General features: G+C 34.6%; 14 protein-coding genes and 1 pseudogene. 1 reads left to right on the forward strand and 14 read right to left on the reverse strand.

Features of this window, described 5'->3' with window-relative positions:
- Positions 1-774: 774 nt before the first annotated feature.
- The 6 genes from ABWH96_RS19145 to rpmH all read right to left on the reverse strand — a co-directional run bounded on the left by ABWH96_RS19145 (position 775) and on the right by rpmH (position 5,371).
- Positions 775-1,290, reverse strand: a complete 516-nt coding sequence (locus ABWH96_RS19145) for a DUF2480 family protein (RefSeq protein WP_375579103.1) — start codon at positions 1,288-1,290, stop codon at positions 775-777.
- Positions 1,291-1,320: 30 nt separating this feature from the next.
- Complete coding sequence (gene tsaB / locus ABWH96_RS19150) at positions 1,321-2,034, reverse strand: tRNA (adenosine(37)-N6)-threonylcarbamoyltransferase complex dimerization subunit type 1 TsaB (RefSeq protein WP_375579104.1); 714 nt, start codon at positions 2,032-2,034, stop codon at positions 1,321-1,323.
- Positions 2,031-2,843: a sulfite exporter TauE/SafE family protein gene (locus ABWH96_RS19155; RefSeq protein WP_375579105.1), complete on the reverse strand. Its 813-nt coding sequence runs from the start codon at positions 2,841-2,843 to the stop codon at positions 2,031-2,033. Before ABWH96_RS19155 ends, tsaB begins: the two co-directional genes overlap by 4 nt.
- Entirely contained in the window at positions 2,843-4,504 is a 1,662-nt protein-coding gene (locus ABWH96_RS19160; RefSeq protein ID WP_375579106.1) for a S41 family peptidase, read from the reverse strand. Before ABWH96_RS19160 ends, ABWH96_RS19155 begins: the two co-directional genes overlap by 1 nt.
- 282 nt (positions 4,505-4,786) lie before the next feature.
- Positions 4,787-5,188 (reverse strand): ribonuclease P protein component, encoded by a 402-nt coding sequence (rnpA, locus tag ABWH96_RS19165; RefSeq protein ID WP_375579107.1) that lies wholly within the window; start codon positions 5,186-5,188, stop codon positions 4,787-4,789.
- Positions 5,189-5,209: 21 nt separating this feature from the next.
- Complete coding sequence (rpmH, locus tag ABWH96_RS19170; protein WP_013453813.1) at positions 5,210-5,371, reverse strand: 50S ribosomal protein L34; 162 nt, start codon at positions 5,369-5,371, stop codon at positions 5,210-5,212.
- A 175-nt stretch (positions 5,372-5,546) separates the two neighbouring features.
- Between rpmH and ABWH96_RS19175 the strand changes: the two genes are divergently transcribed.
- Positions 5,547-7,244 (forward strand): M61 family metallopeptidase, encoded by a 1,698-nt coding sequence (locus ABWH96_RS19175; protein WP_375579108.1) that lies wholly within the window; start codon positions 5,547-5,549, stop codon positions 7,242-7,244.
- A gap of 826 nt (positions 7,245-8,070) precedes the next feature.
- Here the strand turns inward: ABWH96_RS19175 and ABWH96_RS19180 are convergent.
- The 8 genes and pseudogenes from ABWH96_RS19180 to ABWH96_RS19215 form a co-directional block, all read right to left on the reverse strand.
- Positions 8,071-8,850 (reverse strand): M48 family metallopeptidase, encoded by a 780-nt coding sequence (locus ABWH96_RS19180; protein WP_375579109.1) that lies wholly within the window; start codon positions 8,848-8,850, stop codon positions 8,071-8,073.
- 1 nt (position 8,851) lies between these two features.
- On the reverse strand, positions 8,852-9,346 hold the full coding sequence (locus ABWH96_RS19185) for a DUF4870 domain-containing protein (protein ID WP_375579110.1): 495 nt from the start codon (positions 9,344-9,346) through the stop codon (positions 8,852-8,854).
- On the reverse strand, positions 9,343-9,939 hold the full coding sequence (locus ABWH96_RS19190) for a DUF4389 domain-containing protein (RefSeq protein ID WP_375579111.1): 597 nt from the start codon (positions 9,937-9,939) through the stop codon (positions 9,343-9,345). Before ABWH96_RS19190 ends, ABWH96_RS19185 begins: the two co-directional genes overlap by 4 nt.
- 171 nt (positions 9,940-10,110) lie before the next feature.
- Entirely contained in the window at positions 10,111-11,913 is a 1,803-nt protein-coding gene (locus tag ABWH96_RS19195; protein ID WP_375579112.1) for an acyl-CoA dehydrogenase family protein, read from the reverse strand.
- Positions 11,914-11,997: 84 nt separating this feature from the next.
- On the reverse strand, positions 11,998-12,354 hold the full coding sequence (locus ABWH96_RS19200; protein ID WP_375579113.1) for a four helix bundle protein: 357 nt from the start codon (positions 12,352-12,354) through the stop codon (positions 11,998-12,000).
- Between the two features lie 102 nt (positions 12,355-12,456).
- A pseudogene (locus tag ABWH96_RS19205) lies at positions 12,457-13,623 on the reverse strand (thiolase family protein).
- Between the two features lie 114 nt (positions 13,624-13,737).
- The gene (locus tag ABWH96_RS19210; RefSeq protein ID WP_375579114.1) at positions 13,738-14,118 is read right to left on the reverse strand and encodes a four helix bundle protein; all 381 of its coding nucleotides are present in this window, start codon (positions 14,116-14,118) and stop codon (positions 13,738-13,740) included.
- Positions 14,119-14,147: 29 nt separating this feature from the next.
- Positions 14,148-16,550 (reverse strand): 3-hydroxyacyl-CoA dehydrogenase NAD-binding domain-containing protein, encoded by a 2,403-nt coding sequence (locus ABWH96_RS19215; protein WP_375579115.1) that lies wholly within the window; start codon positions 16,548-16,550, stop codon positions 14,148-14,150.
- Positions 16,551-16,566: the final 16 nt, after the last annotated feature.

The raw sequence follows: 16,566 nt of genomic DNA on the forward strand, positions 1-16,566 counted from the left end.
GCTTCTCTCAAGCTCGCAAAGCTCGCTTCTCTTTCCTAAAATCCACTCGCATCATGTCGTTATTTCCTTTTCCGTCTCGCGCTTTCCGCGATTGGGAGTGCAAAGGTAAAACAAGTTTTTAATTCCGCAAGGCCTTTTTACAAATTAATTTGAAAAAGTTTTTTGAGACTTTTAAACCCGTTAATTGCTCTCTTTCTAAATTCAGCTTCTCAACTCGCTTCCCCCTCACGCTTTCCGTATTGGGAGTGCAAAGGTAAACCCTTTTCCTTTATCCGCAATAGGTATTTGAGAAATAAATTAAAGGAATTCTGGTAGATTATACTAATCTATTTATTGTCAAAGGATTAGGGGAGAAATAAAAAATAAAATTTAATTTGTGATTACATTTCATAGAGCTTAAATAAACATTTGAAACATAAAAGGCTGCTTTTAGTAGAACTTTGGATTGTATCTCATTTAAATTCCAATCTTTCTTTTTGCTACTATTTAATTAACGTCCACAGGCGTCTTTGACGCTTAAAAGATCTCGCAATACCAGTCCCGTACTTTAGTCGTGAGCCGCAATGAAGCAAAGTTTTCGCAAAAAAAATTATTATTATTATCTCTTTCGAGATTTAGTTAAAAGACTGCAAAGACTTAATCATAAAAGAATAACACCATTGACAAACCGATTGTAAAAACCCTCTCTATTCTTCCCAAACTATATTTTGCCATCAATTATATCTTTTTAGGAGGGTTTAGCTTAAGTAATCGAATCCTATATATATAAAGGATTTATTTTTTTGGGGCTTTATAAATCGGTACTGTACTGCAAGGTTCTCCATACATAATGGAGCTCACGTAGGGCATCATCTTATTGGTGATTTGTGTAAAGGCGAATTCAGGATGTGATAATTCACTGCAGCCTTTTATTACAATTTTGGCATTTTGAAACTGACCGTAGTCTATTTCATCTAATTTTAATCTTAAAACCTCCTTTTCTAATTCACTATTATTGCCCTGAACAATCAATTTAGCTTTAGACGAGAGTTTACTAACCAATAGCATATAAGCCCAGTTCGGAATTATTGCATCTGTGCTGCAGGTTAAATTCACATAGCAATCCTCATATTGATCCCAATCATGTTCTTTGACAAACAAGCGAAAGTCCTTTTCTCTTAGCACTAGGCCTTGAAATAAATTCTCTTTCAAATCAATTGTTTTTCTTTCAGTAATTTTATCGACTATCTCTTCTAAGTCAAATGAAACTAAAGGACTTTTCTTTACTCTGTTCTCAATCTGCTCTTCCATCATTAATCTTTTAAAAATATTCTCAGCTTCTCAACGATTCAAATCTAAAAATGATTTCTTTTTTGATTTAGGAGAATAAAATTCTTTCCCATAATTAGGCTCAAAATAAGCCAGGTCTTCAAATTGCTCTTTTTCGAATTTCTCCAAAGCCATTTCACCATAAAATTGAGCTGAGGGATTTACGTTATCAATAAAGATAAAATTTTCTGATTTATGTTTTAATAAATCCCAAGCTTTTTCAGCTCCATTTCCAAAAAGGAAAACACTCTTATATTGATTAAGGTAATCACTAAATGAATCTTCCTCTATAATAAGGTTAGACATTTTCTCCACCTCTATCAGATTTGCATCGGAAACCTTATAGAAAACTTCCATTCTACGCGCATCTAACATTGGGATGTATATTGATTTATCATCTTTATGGAAATTTAAGACCTGGGTTGTCATGCTATCTAAAGAGGAAATAGAAATTAAAGGAATATCCAATGCATAGCATAATCCTTTGGCAGTGCTTAAACCAATTCGCAAACCCGTATAAGAACCAGGGCCAGATGAAACTGCTATTGCATTTAGATCCTTCATCTGGAGATCACAATGATGAAGCAATTGCTCTATGAGGGGCGTTAATGAATTTGAATGAGACTTTTCTAAATATAAGTCTGCATTTGCCATGAGCTTTCCTTCATTATGAATGGCAACCGAACAAATAGCTGTAGAAGTTTCTATGCTTACAATATAGCTCATAACAACTCAATCAATTTTTTAATAATCACCAAAATTATGAAAGCAGAAAATAAGTAACTAACGGTTGAAGCTTTCATTTTCCGACTTAACTTCACCCCCAATCTGGCAGTTAATAATGTGCCTATAATTAATGGCCCGGTTACTTGAAAAAGAATATATCCTGTATGATTGACCTCAATTGTTTTCATGGGTACTTGAAAGAGGTTGAATATCACCATAGCAAATGAAGTTATCGTAATGACTCCTAAAGAAATGGCTTTCGCTTTCTTAACTCCCATTTTAAACCCTTGATTTAAAAAGGGGATGATAATTATTCCTCCACCTAAACCTGTTAGGGAGGCTGTTAAACCAGCTGAAAGACCTGTGAAACTCAATAATCTCTTTGTTCTATTAGTTGTCTCTATAAAGTTGTCTTGTTTCTTTGCATTAAATAAGGTGGAAAATAACATAGCTCCCAATAAAATAATGACTATTACATTAAAAACCTCTTTAGAATAGAATGGAGTATTCACAATAAAGTGTAGCGATAATAACCCAGCCAATATGGAGGATATGCTAATAATTAAGATTTGCTTAAGGTAAAACTCACCATGTTTGAAATGAGTGTAAGTCGCAAAAAGTCCAGCGAAGAATGTCCCAAACAAAGAATTAGCAATGGTAAATTGAGCTATTTCCTCATATGGAATACCTATAAACTGAAATGCAATTGGAAGAATTACGATATATACTATTCCACCTCCAACACCCAACAATCCTGAAACAAGTCCACCAATTAAACCCGCTAAAAATAAAAGAAAATAAAAATCCATTATTTAGCAGCTTGAAGAAGGTTTTTATATTGAACCTCATCATTCAAAAGCTTTATTGCTTCATCCACTTCTTCATCATTTTCAAAGGAGGATTCTATCATGCCTTGTCTTTTATGAAATCTAGAAATGATTTCTTCTTTTAATGCCAGTTTAATTTCAGAACTAAAAATCTTTAAATCTTCTTTTTTATGAGACTTGATTTCAGCTTCTAGTGCTTCAATTTCCTTTTCCAGAAAACTAAAATATTTGTCAGTATCAGCAGTTTCTTTTAGCTCTTTGATGGTTTCTTCTGTAGCAGTTGTATAACTATAATCTTTTCCTGAAACCCAGTTGGTAAATTCAGAATATAGCTCATCAGAAATAGAAAACGCTATAGGATCAGGCTTCATATCTTCATTTTCATAATAATACTTTGTTGCAAAGTCAAAAATGAATCCTTTCTTAATTAATTGAATGGTAATAGGCGCATAACCTTTATTGATTACATCATGATCAGGCGAAACTCCTCCTCCATCATAAACTATTCTACCCGCTCGTGTTTTAAATTCAGTCTTCAAAGAATCAGGGATTTTACCAATACTCCCATCTTCATTTCTATGACTATAATCAATCGCTTGAATACATCTTCCACTTGGAATATAATATTTTGCGGTAGTTATTTTTAATTGACTATTATAACTTAATGGACGGGTGGCTTGAACCAGGCCTTTTCCAAAACTTCTTTGTCCAACTAACACTCCCCTGTCATAATCCTGCATGGCTCCAGCTACGATTTCTGAAGCCGAAGCACTATTATTACTAATCAATACTGCTAATGGAATATTGACATCTACTGGGTTTTTATTAGCCGTATACGTCTTATTCCATTCCTCAATCTTCCCTTTAGTACTTACCACTTCCAATCCTTTTGGAATAAATATATTGGAAACCTCGATGGATTCATTTAATAACCCACCAGGATTTCCTCTTAAATCGAGAATTACTTTTTTAGCCCCTTTTCCTTTTAGTTCAACCAAGGCCGAACGAACAGAAGACCCTGCACCACTTGAGAATTCAGTTAACCTGATGTAAGCAATATTTTCATCTATCATTCCATAAAAAGGGACACTTTCTATATTGATACTTTCTCTATCAATAGAAAACTTAAGAGGTTTTTTTACTGATTTGCGACTTATTTCAATTTCAACAGCTGTTCCAATCTGACCTTTTAAAAGCTTGTTTATTTCGTCTGTTGTATAATCCTCCACTGCATTCTTGTTAATTTTGATTAGCTCGTCTCCTATTTTAAGTCCTGCCTTTTCAGCGGGAGAATCTTCAAAAACCATCATCACAACATGTCTATTCTCAATTTCACCCATAGTGGTTCCAATTCCTGCATATTGACCAGTGGACATAATGCGGTAGTCTTCGATTTTATCCTCAGGAATAAAATTGGTGTATGGATCCAAAGATTCTAGCATAGCTTCAATGCCAGTTTCCATTATATCAGTTGGATTAACCTCATCTACATAGTAGGTATTAAGCTCTTTATATAAGGTGGTAAAAACATCTAGATTTTTGATGATTTCAAAATACCTATCGTTCTTTTTTACTTGAAATGACACTAAGCCTATTAAGCCAATGGCTAATAGTGTGATTATTATTTTATTTGAAAGCTTCATGGACAGTTATTTACTTAATTTTTCACTATAAACATAACAAACCTTTTCTGACACGCATCAAAGATGCGCTACCAAAAATATCTCGCAAAGGCGCTAAGGCGCTAAGACCTCGCAAAGGAAAATATAATATAATTCAGTGCCTTAGAAATCAATATGCATTTCTTTTTAATTACGTTGCGAGGTCTTAGCGTCTTGGCGCCTCTGCGAGAGTGACCTCAAGCCTTTGGCTTGTATAAGTTTTCGTAAAGATAATATAATGTTATCTCTTTTGAATTTCGGTTATTAAACTACGAATTCTTGATGCAAACGCTCTAATGTCTTTTTTAGTTTTTTTGTTAAAACATTAGAAGGCATTTTTTTATCAGAGGTGTAAATATAAGCAATCCTTAAATTTTTATTAAGTTTTTCAGGATCAATGAGATTTTTATGATGGCGGTAGGCTTCTCTGACTTGCCTTTTGATGAAATTTCGGTTTGGAGCTTTTTTAAATTTCCTTTTGGGAACGGAAATCAATAATTGCTGAGGTTTGATTTTAGAATCAAGAGGCTCAGCAATGTAAATGACCTTAAATGGGTATAAATAAAAAGAGGAGCCTTTTTCAAAAAGCTCCTGAATATCATTGCGGTGATGTAAGCGCTCCGTTTTCTTAAAAGAAAAATCGTTATTGTCCGAGATTACAGACATGCGCTTAATTGCATAGAAGAATTATTTTCTATGCTTACCTTTTTCGTCTGAAACAGTTAATTTGTGACGACCTTTCGCTCTTCTTCTCGCCAAAACGTTTCTTCCATTCGCAGATTCCATTCTAGTTCTGAACCCATGTTTGTTTTTTCTTTTCCTTTGAGAAGGCTGAAATGTACGTTTCATATCTTTATATTTTAAATTTTCTCTTGTTCTTTTATAAGGGCTGCAAAGATAAGCAGTTAATTTCTTTTCGCAAAATTGTTTTTCAAAATACTATAAGAATATCTCGTTTTATATCTCCTTATAAATCATCAACTTTACGACACAAATGTAAGTCGATTAATTAAATAAATTGATAATGATTCATTATAGATTATCACAAAAGTTTCCACACGATTCTTTTTTACAAGTAGAAATACTGGTTAAACCATCCAAAGCTGATTTTGAAATGAAACTTCCTGACTGGAGACCAGGTAGATATCAGTTAGGAAACTTTTCTAAATACTTGAGAAACTTCAAAGCATTCAATAAAAAAGGAGAAGCGATTGATTTTCAAAAGACGAATAAAAATACGTGGAAAATTTATTGTGAAGATGAGGATTGTATCATTCAATATGAAATCTACACCTCTACCATAGATGGAGGAAGCACTTTTGTAGATGAAGAGCATTGGTATTTGAATTTTATTAACTGCATGCTGTATCAAACTGATGAAATGCATCAAACTCATGAAGTACAGCTAGATATTCCTAAGGATTGGACTGTAGCTTGTGGATTGAAAAAAGAAGGTGATAATTTAGTAGCAGAGAGTTTTTATGAGTTAGTAGACAGCCCTGTCTTGGCAGGCAAAAAACTACAGCATTTGGAGTACAATGTAGAAGAAACAAATTTCCATTTATGGTTTAGGGGAAATGTAGATTTAAAAAATAAAGATCAGATTTTAGATGACTTCAAAAAATTCACTGTCTTACAAATGGACACTATGAGCGAATTTGAAAGTTCAGACTATCATTTCCTCTTTCAAATTCCTGATGAAAAAGCCTATCATGGAGTGGAGCATTTAAATAGCACTTGCATAGTTTTAGGCCCTGCTAAAGAATTTAATACAGAAACCTTCTATAATAATTTTTTAGGAATTAGCTCACATGAACTATTTCACTACTGGAATATCATTCGAATCAGGCCAGAAGAAATGTATCCTTACAATTTTGAAAGGGAGAATTACTTCACCACAGGATATATAGCTGAGGGTGTTACCACATATTACGGTGATCTATTCCTTATTAGGAGTGGTGTTAAAGATTTAGATTGGTATATGGAAGAAATAAATATACTTTTCAAGCGCCATTTTGAGAATTATGGGAGATTTAACACTTCTGTAGCAGAATCATCCTGGGATTTATGGTTAGATGGTTATGAAGCTGGAATTCCCCATCGCAAGGTTTCCATTTATGTTAAAGGAGCTTTGATCGCTTTAATACTGGATTTGAAAATCATTTTAGAATCGAAAGGAGAAATGAGCCTTGATGATGTTATGAGGAAATTATGGACTGATTTCTACAAAAAAGACAAAGGTTATAGCCAAGAAGATTATTTAAAAACAGCTGAAGAAGTTATTGGTCAAGAATTAACTGAATATTCCAATAAATTCATATCAGGATGTGAACCGGTTGAAAATGGGTTAAAAGATTTATTGAGCCAATTTGGATTTGAAATGGAATTGAAAATAAATGAAAATCCATTAACTCATCATTTCGGCTTAAAAATAAATGAAGGAGCAGTTGTCGGAATTGCTCCTGCTAGTCCAGCTGAAAAAGCTTTTAGAATTGGAGATAAATTAATAAGTATTGATAAGCAGAAATTCGAGGAAATGGAGGATGCAATTCAAATAGGAGGAGATACTTCTTATACTTTTCAATTTTTCAGGAACAATAATTTAATAGAGGTTACCCTTAAAACTGAAAATGGTGGATTTTACAGTCGATATATTCTAAAAGAAAATAATGATATAAAAGAAGCTGAAAAATTGATGAGGAAAAAGTGGTTGAATGTGTGATTGAAATACAAAAGGGTAGGAAAAGCGAAAGGCAGCTATTTTTCTCGGTAACATTAAAAAGTCCAATCTATTGTTTTAAAGGTACTTTTTCATTATTTGATGGTGTTCAAGAAAGCACAATTATACATTAAATTGCTTATTGTTGCATTTTAATTCTAGCTTAATCATTCTTACTTTTTCCATTGATGAAAAAGTAAGCAAAAAATCTAGGTAAAATGATGCTACTTCTCGCAAATGCCAACGCCAGCCCGCCATTTTACCCTCCAACCCGCTTTTTCGCTTTTGGCGAAAGTTGGGGGGGGGGGGGGGGTTAGCTATTAATATAATCAACAAATAAATCCGATCTTATTATTCCTCTATTAAATCAGATTTATCTTGTTTCTAGATACTTTTAAATTATTTGTACTTTGGATAGCTATGGTGTCTTCGCGAGGAAAGTAGGAAAAATATAGTGTTCAATTTTTCTGGATTAATAAATTGCTTCAAACCACAATTAAAACTGAAAAAGGTGGGTTTTACAGCCGATATGTCTTAAAAGATAAGAAAGATAGAAATAATACTGAAAAAATGATGAGAGAAAAGTGGTTGAATGTGTGATTGAAATACAAAAGGGTAGGAAAAGCGAAAGGCAGCTCCCCAGCTGCCTTTCTATTTCAACCAAAACCTTACAAAGTCATTGACTTGTATAAGATGTTGTAAATGTATAATGATTTATTTTAGCAGTCAAGCCCCCAATAGAATTTTTTTTATATTTATTAGAAAATTACTATTTTTAAACTGTATTTCTAATTAAAGTACAAAACTATTATTGTTGATACATCAAATATTACTTTAATGAATATTTAAACTCATCCCAGTTCAATTTAATGGGCACTTCCTTAATTGAATCTCCTGCATTTTCTGTTACAAACTGGATTCTTTCTTTTAAAGCAGGATGAGAAGAAATCCATTCTAATCCTTCTGGTAATTCTTTATTTTTCTGTTTCAGTTTTAAAAAAAACTGTGTTAATCTATTAGGATTAATATTAGCTTCTCGCAAATATTTAATTGCATATTCATCTGCTTCTCTCTCCATCCTTCTACTGAAACCACTACTTACAACCAATTTAGTTATTTCTTGCATCACTACTGGATCACCGCCTGAAATTATAAGTATCAAAGAATTTAATCCTATTTCCTTTACCAGATTTTTGATTACATGCCTGTTTTCAGCATGGGCTAATTCATGAGCTAAGACAGCTGCCAGTTCTTCAGCCGTTTCAGTTTGTTCAATTAAACCTGTAAAAACAAATAACTGACCATTAAAGGCAGTAAAAGCATTTACCTGATCGGATTTCAGAACATAAATATCATATTCATAACTAACAGTATCCATCCCACTTGACAACCTTTCAAATATGACATTCATAATTGAATCAGTCAATTCCACATTAACAGAGTCGAATTCTCTAAAAATTTGACGATTGAAGAATTCTGCTATTTCAGCCTCCTGTTCTAAAGAAACCAAATCCTGTTGTTCTGTAGTGGTAGAAAAATAGGTGAAGCCTGCCCAAATAATCAAGGCTACTATTAATATTATTGCTAAATCCCTGAAATTTCTGTTCATATTACATCTTTGGAGGTTGATTCACCATTGCTTTATGAGCTCCTTCTTCTTTCTTCTTAAAAACGGATTGATAGGAAACCCTACCAAAGAAAAGAAAGTAATACATCTCGCCCTTTCTTGCTTTTACTGCACCGATAATGCTGAAAATAATATAGATTAAATTCGCAATGCCCACTAACCATAAGTAGCCTTTGAACACATCTGTAAATGCGTAGTCAAAAAATATTATTCTGGCTCCCCAAAAAACAGCAACAGCATTCAAAATACTTGTTGGCAGTTGACTTAATAGGGATTGCAAAGAGTGAAAGCGAACAAACAGACTCTTTCCTTTATTGATATAATAATAAATTATAGCTGCAACTAAATTCAAAATAGGCAAAGGAAGCCCTGCCCCTAATGCTGCGAACATCATTAGATAGGCTCCCATTGCATCTTCTTTTTCCCTAATTTCTAGCTCCTCAGGTTGAGGAATTGGTTCATATTGATTTACTTTCATCGTGCTACTGGTTTTCCTGTGAACGGTGGATACTCATCCGTCATATACCACATATAAAGATTAACTCTGGTTTGCCATCTTAAGGTCCCAACAATAAATTCGTGCCAAGAGGCTGGGAATTCTCCTGTAAACAGGACAACCCAAAAAGCCAAAAACACTAATATTAAGACCCATATTATTCTAAAAAACAGAATAAATGCATGAGGAATAATAACATAAATAGGACCTAAGAAAAACCTTAACAATACTAAGCCTCTACTTATTCTTTCAGGATATTTTACATCTACATTAACATACTGATCTGTAGCATCTAACCCAAAAGAAGGATAATCATCTGCTAAATTAAAAAGTCTTGCGTTTAATCTTGTTTGCCAACGAATTAATTGTACTTGAAATTCGAAAAAGCTTTCAGGGTATCGACCAGTAAATAGAATAATGAAAAAAGAAATAAATCTTAATAAAGCGCCCCATAATCCAACAAAAAATAGTAGAAAGGCATGTGGAATCTGGATGTAAAGCCAGCCAAAAATTGCCCTCAATAATAGTTCGCCACGTGAGTAGCGATCCTGATGTTTAATATCAAAAGTTAACATAGTGATTATTGATTTAATGAAGCCCGAAATTGTAAATTATTACGATAAATTACAATTTTTAAAGTATTTAATAACTAGAGTATTATCTACACCACATCTTAAAATGCTTTAAATCAACAAAAAAGGCTCGGAAATTTTCGAGCCTTTTTAATGTTTACTGGAGTTTATTAATTAAAATTCGTAAGCTTGTTTCTCTAAAACATGGCCAGCGATTGATCTTCTTACTTCTTTTAAGTTCATAGGATCAATTTTTGTAAATCTCTTCAATCCTAATAACATCATGCGCTGTTCATCACCTTCAGCAAATGCGAAGATTGCTTCTTTACCTGCTTTATTAGCAATTTCAACTGCACTATGTAGATAAAGTTTAGTCATATTGATTTGTTGTTTGCAAGCTTCCTCTCCTTTGATGCCTACCAACTTTTCGGTTCTTAATAGAGCAGATTCTGCTGCGTAAACCTCAATCAACATATCAGCCAAATTCATTAATATCTCCTGTTCCTCAGAAAGTTTTTGCATATACTTTTGAACTGCAGCACCGGAAATCATCAAGCCTGCCTTTTTCAAATTAGCTAAAACTTTTTTCTCTTTTGCGAAAAGTGAATCATCTTCGTCCGCTCCAAAATCAGGAATTGAGGTCAATTCTTTTTGTACGTTCATAGCAGGCGTCATCAAATCAAGTTTACCTTTCATGGCACGCTTCAACAACATATCAATGGTTAACATACGGTTGATTTCGTTAGTACCTTCAAAGATTCTATTGATACGAGCATCGCGGTAAGCTCTATCCATAGGTGCATCAGCTGAGAAGCCCATACCACCATAAGTTTGAACACCTTCATCTACTACATAATCCAAAGTTTCAGAACCATGCACTTTCAAGATAGCACACTCGATTGCAAATTCTTCTACTGATTTCAATTTAGCCTCAGCTTCTGACATTCCACCTGCTACTAAATCATCATATGCATCGTCAATATTTTGACCTGCTCTGTAAGCAGCTGATTCGGAAGCATAAGTTCTAGCCGCCATTTCAGCTAACTTATGTTTGATAGCACCAAAGCTACCTATAGAAGTTCCAAACTGCTTTCTTTCATTCGCATACTGTGATGCATTTCCTATAATACCTTTGCAAGCACCGATAGTGGAAGCCGCTAATTTAATTCTACCAATATTAAGAATATTCACTGCTATTTTGAATCCATTCTCTCTTTCAGAAAGCATATTCTCAACCGGTACTTTACAATCGTTGAAGAATACTTGGCGAGTAGAAGAACCTTTAATTCCCATTTTAGCTTCCTCTTCATTCATAGTGACTCCACCAAAATCTTTTTCGATAATGAAAGCTGATAGGTTTTTATCATCATCAATTTTGGCAAAAACGATAAAAACATCAGCGAAACCACCATTCGTGATCCACATTTTTTGACCATTGATGATATAATGTTTTTTATCATCAGATAATACTGCTTTAGTTTTTGCCGCATTAGCATCCGACCCAGAATCTGGTTCAGTCAAACAATAAGAAGCCTTCCATTCACCCGTTGCTAATTTTGGTAAATATTTCTTTTTCTGCTCGTCATCGCCATAAAACAAGATAGGTAAAGTACCAATACCTGTATGAGCAGATAATGCAACTGCAAAAGAATGACCGGCTCCGATTACCTCAGCAACTAGCATTGAAGTATTGAAATCCATTCCGAATCCACCGTATTCTTCTGGAACAGAAGTTCCTAAAAGGCCTAATTCACCTGATTTATCCAACAATTGAGGCATTAATTCAGGATTTCCTTTTACATCATCGATTTCATCTAATTTGGGATAAACTTCCTGATCTAAGAAATCTTTACAAGTTTGAGCAATCATTTTTTGCTTTTCCGTCCACTCTTCTGGAGTGAAAACTGCCTGAGCTGGTGTTTCTTCAATTAAAAAAGCACCGCCCTTTGCTGTGAATTTTTTTTCTGTTGTACTCATATTATTAGTATTTAGTATCTGGTATCAAGTATCTAGATTTTCGTTTCAGATATTTGATACTAAATGGTTTTAAGATTATTCTTTTTATTTATTTTCTATACTGTTAATTAGTCCATTTAGCATTTTTTGAATTTCATTCAATTTAGAAACAGTATTTTCAAAAACGTTTTCTTCAATAAAACCTAATTCAAAAGACAATATTAATTGTGTTTCAAACTCGAAAGATGATCCTTGCGCTATGTAAAGAAAATTACAAAAATCCTTTTGGGTTTTTCTACCACAACCTTCTGCAATATTAGAAGGTATTGATATTGCTGATAGTCTAATTTGTGAAGTCAATCCAAACTTTTCCTCGCTTGGATAATTTTTGGTAATTATGTAAACTTCTTTAACCAGCTGTATGGACTTTTTCCAAACATTTAAATCTTTGAAATTATGCATAATTTGAAATTTAGGTTCATTTAATTTTAAGTGATAAAGTTTATCAAGAGCTAGCAACTTTTCAAGATACTAGCCACTTGATACTTGATACTCACTACTGACCTACATCATTTCATAGATTCCGGCAATACCTTGACCACCACCTATACAAGCGGTCACCATACCGTATTTTCCGTTGGTTCTTTTCAATTCATTTAATACCTGAACAGAAAGTTTTGCACCTGAACAACCTAATGGGTGACCCAAGGCGATTGCTCCACCATTTACATTTAATTTACTTTGATCTATATCTAGTTCACGAATTACCGCTAAAGATTGAGCCGCAAAAGCTTCGTTTAATTCGATCAGATCTATGTCATTCAGTTTCAAGCCTGCATTTTTCAAGGCTTTTGGAACTGCCTCTACAGGTCCAATACCCATGATTCTAGGTTCAACTCCAGCCACACCGAAACCTACCATTCTGGCAATCGGCTTTACGTTCAACTCTTTCACCATTCTTTCTGACATCACCATCGTAAATGATGCTCCGTCATTGGTTGGTGAAGAATTACCAGCGGTTACAGAACCTCCTTGAGCAAAAACTGGTCTTAGCCCAGCTAAAGCATCTGTACTGGTTCCGGCTCTTCAGTCATCCTTATCTACAGTGAAATCACGCGTTTTCTTTTTGCCATCTTCCACATAAGTTTCTTTCACATTGATGGGCACGATTTCATCATCGAATTTACCATCTTTCTGTGCCTGAAGGGCTTTCATGTGAGAGTTGTAAGCAAACTCATCCTGATCTTCCCTTGATATTTTCCACTGCTGAGCGATTTGCTCTGCTGTTAATCCCATTGAAGTGTAATAATCAGGAGTTTCGGTAGCGATTTTATAATTAAGGGCTGTTTTATACCCCATAATCGGTACCATAGACATTGATTCCGTACCACCCGCAATGATGATATCTGCAAAACCTGCTTGGATTTTTGAAGCTGCTATATTGATAGCTTCCAATCCAGATCCACAATATCTATTGATGACCATGCCTGGTACTTCTTTACCTAAGGCTAAAAGTGAAATCATTCTACCCATTTGCATTCCTTGCTCTGCTTCCTGCACAGCATTTCCTACAATTAGGTCATCTACCATTTTATTTTCCACACCTTCTACTTGAGAAACAAGGTGTTTGATTACATCGGAAGCTAGATCATCCGGTCGGTAAAATCTAAAGCCTCCTTTTTTGGCTCTTGTTACTGCCGTTCTATATCCTGCTACTATATATGCATCCATTAGTTCTTTGATTTAATGTTTCTAAAATTTTTAACTTTTTTACACTTAACTTACTAGTTGACAATTGACAAACCGATAAATCGGCAGTAGACAATTTGATTGCAATCCAATGTATTATGAGCTTGATTTTCTTCTGTATTTCTCGGGATGTTCAATCATATGATTTAACATTTTGCCAACTTGAATACTTTCATCCATCAATTCATTATACTTACTTTTAATCACATACTTACAACAATAGGCGAAATCTAACCAAGTTTGAGTCTCAGTATTTTCCATATCGCCATCAGAAACTTTATTTACAAAATAAGCTTCATATTGTCTTTTTCTATATGATTCAGCAACTGCCGAAGCAACAGCACGTGAACTTCTTCTTATTTGATCAGTCAAAGAGTACCTTTCTTCTTTTGGGAAACTTTTGGTCAATTCAAAAATTTCCATCGCAAGCTTGAAAGCTTTTTGATATACAGTCAATTTAAGATATCCCCTTTCCATTTTGTCAATTGTTAAATGTCAACTGTCAATTAATTTCTAAGTGGTTTACCTCCTTGCAATACTGCTTGGATTCTCTCTAATGTTTTCTTCTCTCCTAATAGAGACAAGAATGCTTCTCTTTCTAAATCCAGTAAATACTGCTCTGAAACTTCCTGGGGATAAGATAAATCTCCACCACACATCGCATAAGCTAACTTTTCAGCTATCTTTTGATCATGTGCAGAAATGTATTTACCCATCTTCATTCCAGCGATACCCGCTTTGAAAAGTGCGATTCCAGTTTTACCTTGAACTCTTATATCTTCTCTTTGAACTGGCATAGTGTAACCGGCATCTGCTAATCTGATTGCTGCTGCTTTTGCATCTGCAATTTGACGACTTCTGTTAATGCTGATTCCATCGGAAGGTCTTAAAATCCCCATCTCTTTTGCTTCATAAGCAGAAGTAGCTACTTTAGCCATAGCGATATTCATAAATGCATTTTGTAAAGCATTTAATTCTACATCACCTTCTTGGTATCTGTCCGCAACGCGAAGGGCATTTTCTTTTGTACCTCCACCGCCAGGAATTACACCAACCCCAACTTCTACTAATCCTATATAAGTTTCAGCAGATGCTTGAACGTGATCGGCATGCATGGAAAGTTCACAACCTCCACCTAATGCCATATTATGAGGTGCAACTACAACCGGAACGGCTGAGTATCTGGCTCTCATCATGGTTTGCTGGAACTGACGAATCATAAAATCCAATTCATCATAATCTTGCTCGATCGCATACATGAAAACCATTCCAAGGTTTGCTCCTAATGAGAAGTTTGAACCTTCATTAGAAATCACAACACCTCTATATTTTTCTTCGCCTAGCGAAATCCCTTTATTGATGGCTTCTACAACTCCACCACCTAAAGTATTAGACTTAGAACGGAATTCAACGTTAATTACCCCATCGCCTAAATCAATGATTCCAGCTTCGGCATTGCTCCAGATTTCTTTTCCGCTTTCTTTTAAGTTCTCCAAAATAATGAATTCCTCAGTACCTGGGATATTCACATATTTCTTGCTATCAAGATCATAATACTGCTTTTGACCTGCCTCTACTTTGTAAAAAGAGTCCGCTCCGGAATCCATCATATCATAAACCCATTGATTTGGTTTATAACCTGCTTCTTCCATTTTCTCAACCGTCTTTTTAACACCTAAAGTATCCCAAGTCTCAAAAGGACCAATTTCCCAACCAAAACCAGTGCATATAGCCTGATCAATTCTATACAATTCATCAGAAATTTCAGGAATTCTGTTCGAAGCATATTTGAATAAACCATAGAATGAATCTCGGTAGAATTCACCTGCTTTATCTTTTCCTCCCAATAATACAGGGAATCTCTCTTTTAAATTGGAGATTTGCTTAGTGGATTCAAGCGTAGAAAATTTCGGCTTAGTCTTTGGCTTATATTCCATAGAATCCAAATCCAAAGTCAAGATTTCGGTTTTTCCGTCTTTTTTGGTCTTTTTGTAAAAGCCTTGACCAGTTTTATCTCCTAACCATTTGTTTTCTTCTAACTTCCCGATTACATCAGGCAATTTGAAAGTATCTCTAGCCTCATCATTTGGAAGGTTGTCATATAATCCGTTGGCCACTTTAATTAAAGTATCCAATCCTACTACATCAGAAGTTCTGAAAGTGGCAGATTTAGGACGACCAATTACTGGACCTGTTAGTTTGTCCACCTCATCGATGTTCATACCTAACTTCTGCATAGATTCTACAACCTTTAAAATGGCGTAAATCCCAACTCTGTTAGCTATGAAGGCAGGAGTATCTTTACATAAAACTGTGGTTTTACCTAAATATAAATCACCATAGTGCATTAAGAAATCAGTGATTTCCTGATCAGTTTTAGGCGTAGGAATAATTTCCAATAGTTTTAAGTAACGAGGTGGGTTGAAAAAGTGAGTTCCAATAAAATGTTTTTGGAAATCTTCACTTCTATCTTCCAACATCATATGGATAGGGATACCCGAAGTGTTAGAAGAAATGATGGTTCCTTTAGTTCTATGTTTTTCAACATTCTCAAAAACTTGCTTTTTGATATCCAGTCGCTCAACAACGGCTTCCAATACCCAGTCGCAGTCTTTGATTTTGTGCATATCATCATCGAAGTTCCCAAGTGAAATTCTATTAGCAAAATCTTTATGATATAATGAAGCGGGCTTCCCTTTTAAGGTAGATTCAAAAGCCTCGTTCACAATGCGGTTTCTCACTTGTGGATCCTCTTTGGTTAGACCTTTTTCTTTTTCGGCATCCGTAAGTTCGAAAGGCACTATATCAAGTAAAAGCACCTCTACACCAATATTGGCAAAGTGGCAGGCGATTCTTGATCCCATAATCCCCGAACCTAAAACGGCTACTTTTTTAATGTTTCGTTTCATTTAGTCGCTGTGGTTT

This window comes from Marivirga tractuosa (assembly GCF_042140215.1).
Taxonomy (GTDB): Bacteria; Bacteroidota; Bacteroidia; order Cytophagales; family Cyclobacteriaceae; genus Marivirga; species Marivirga tractuosa_A.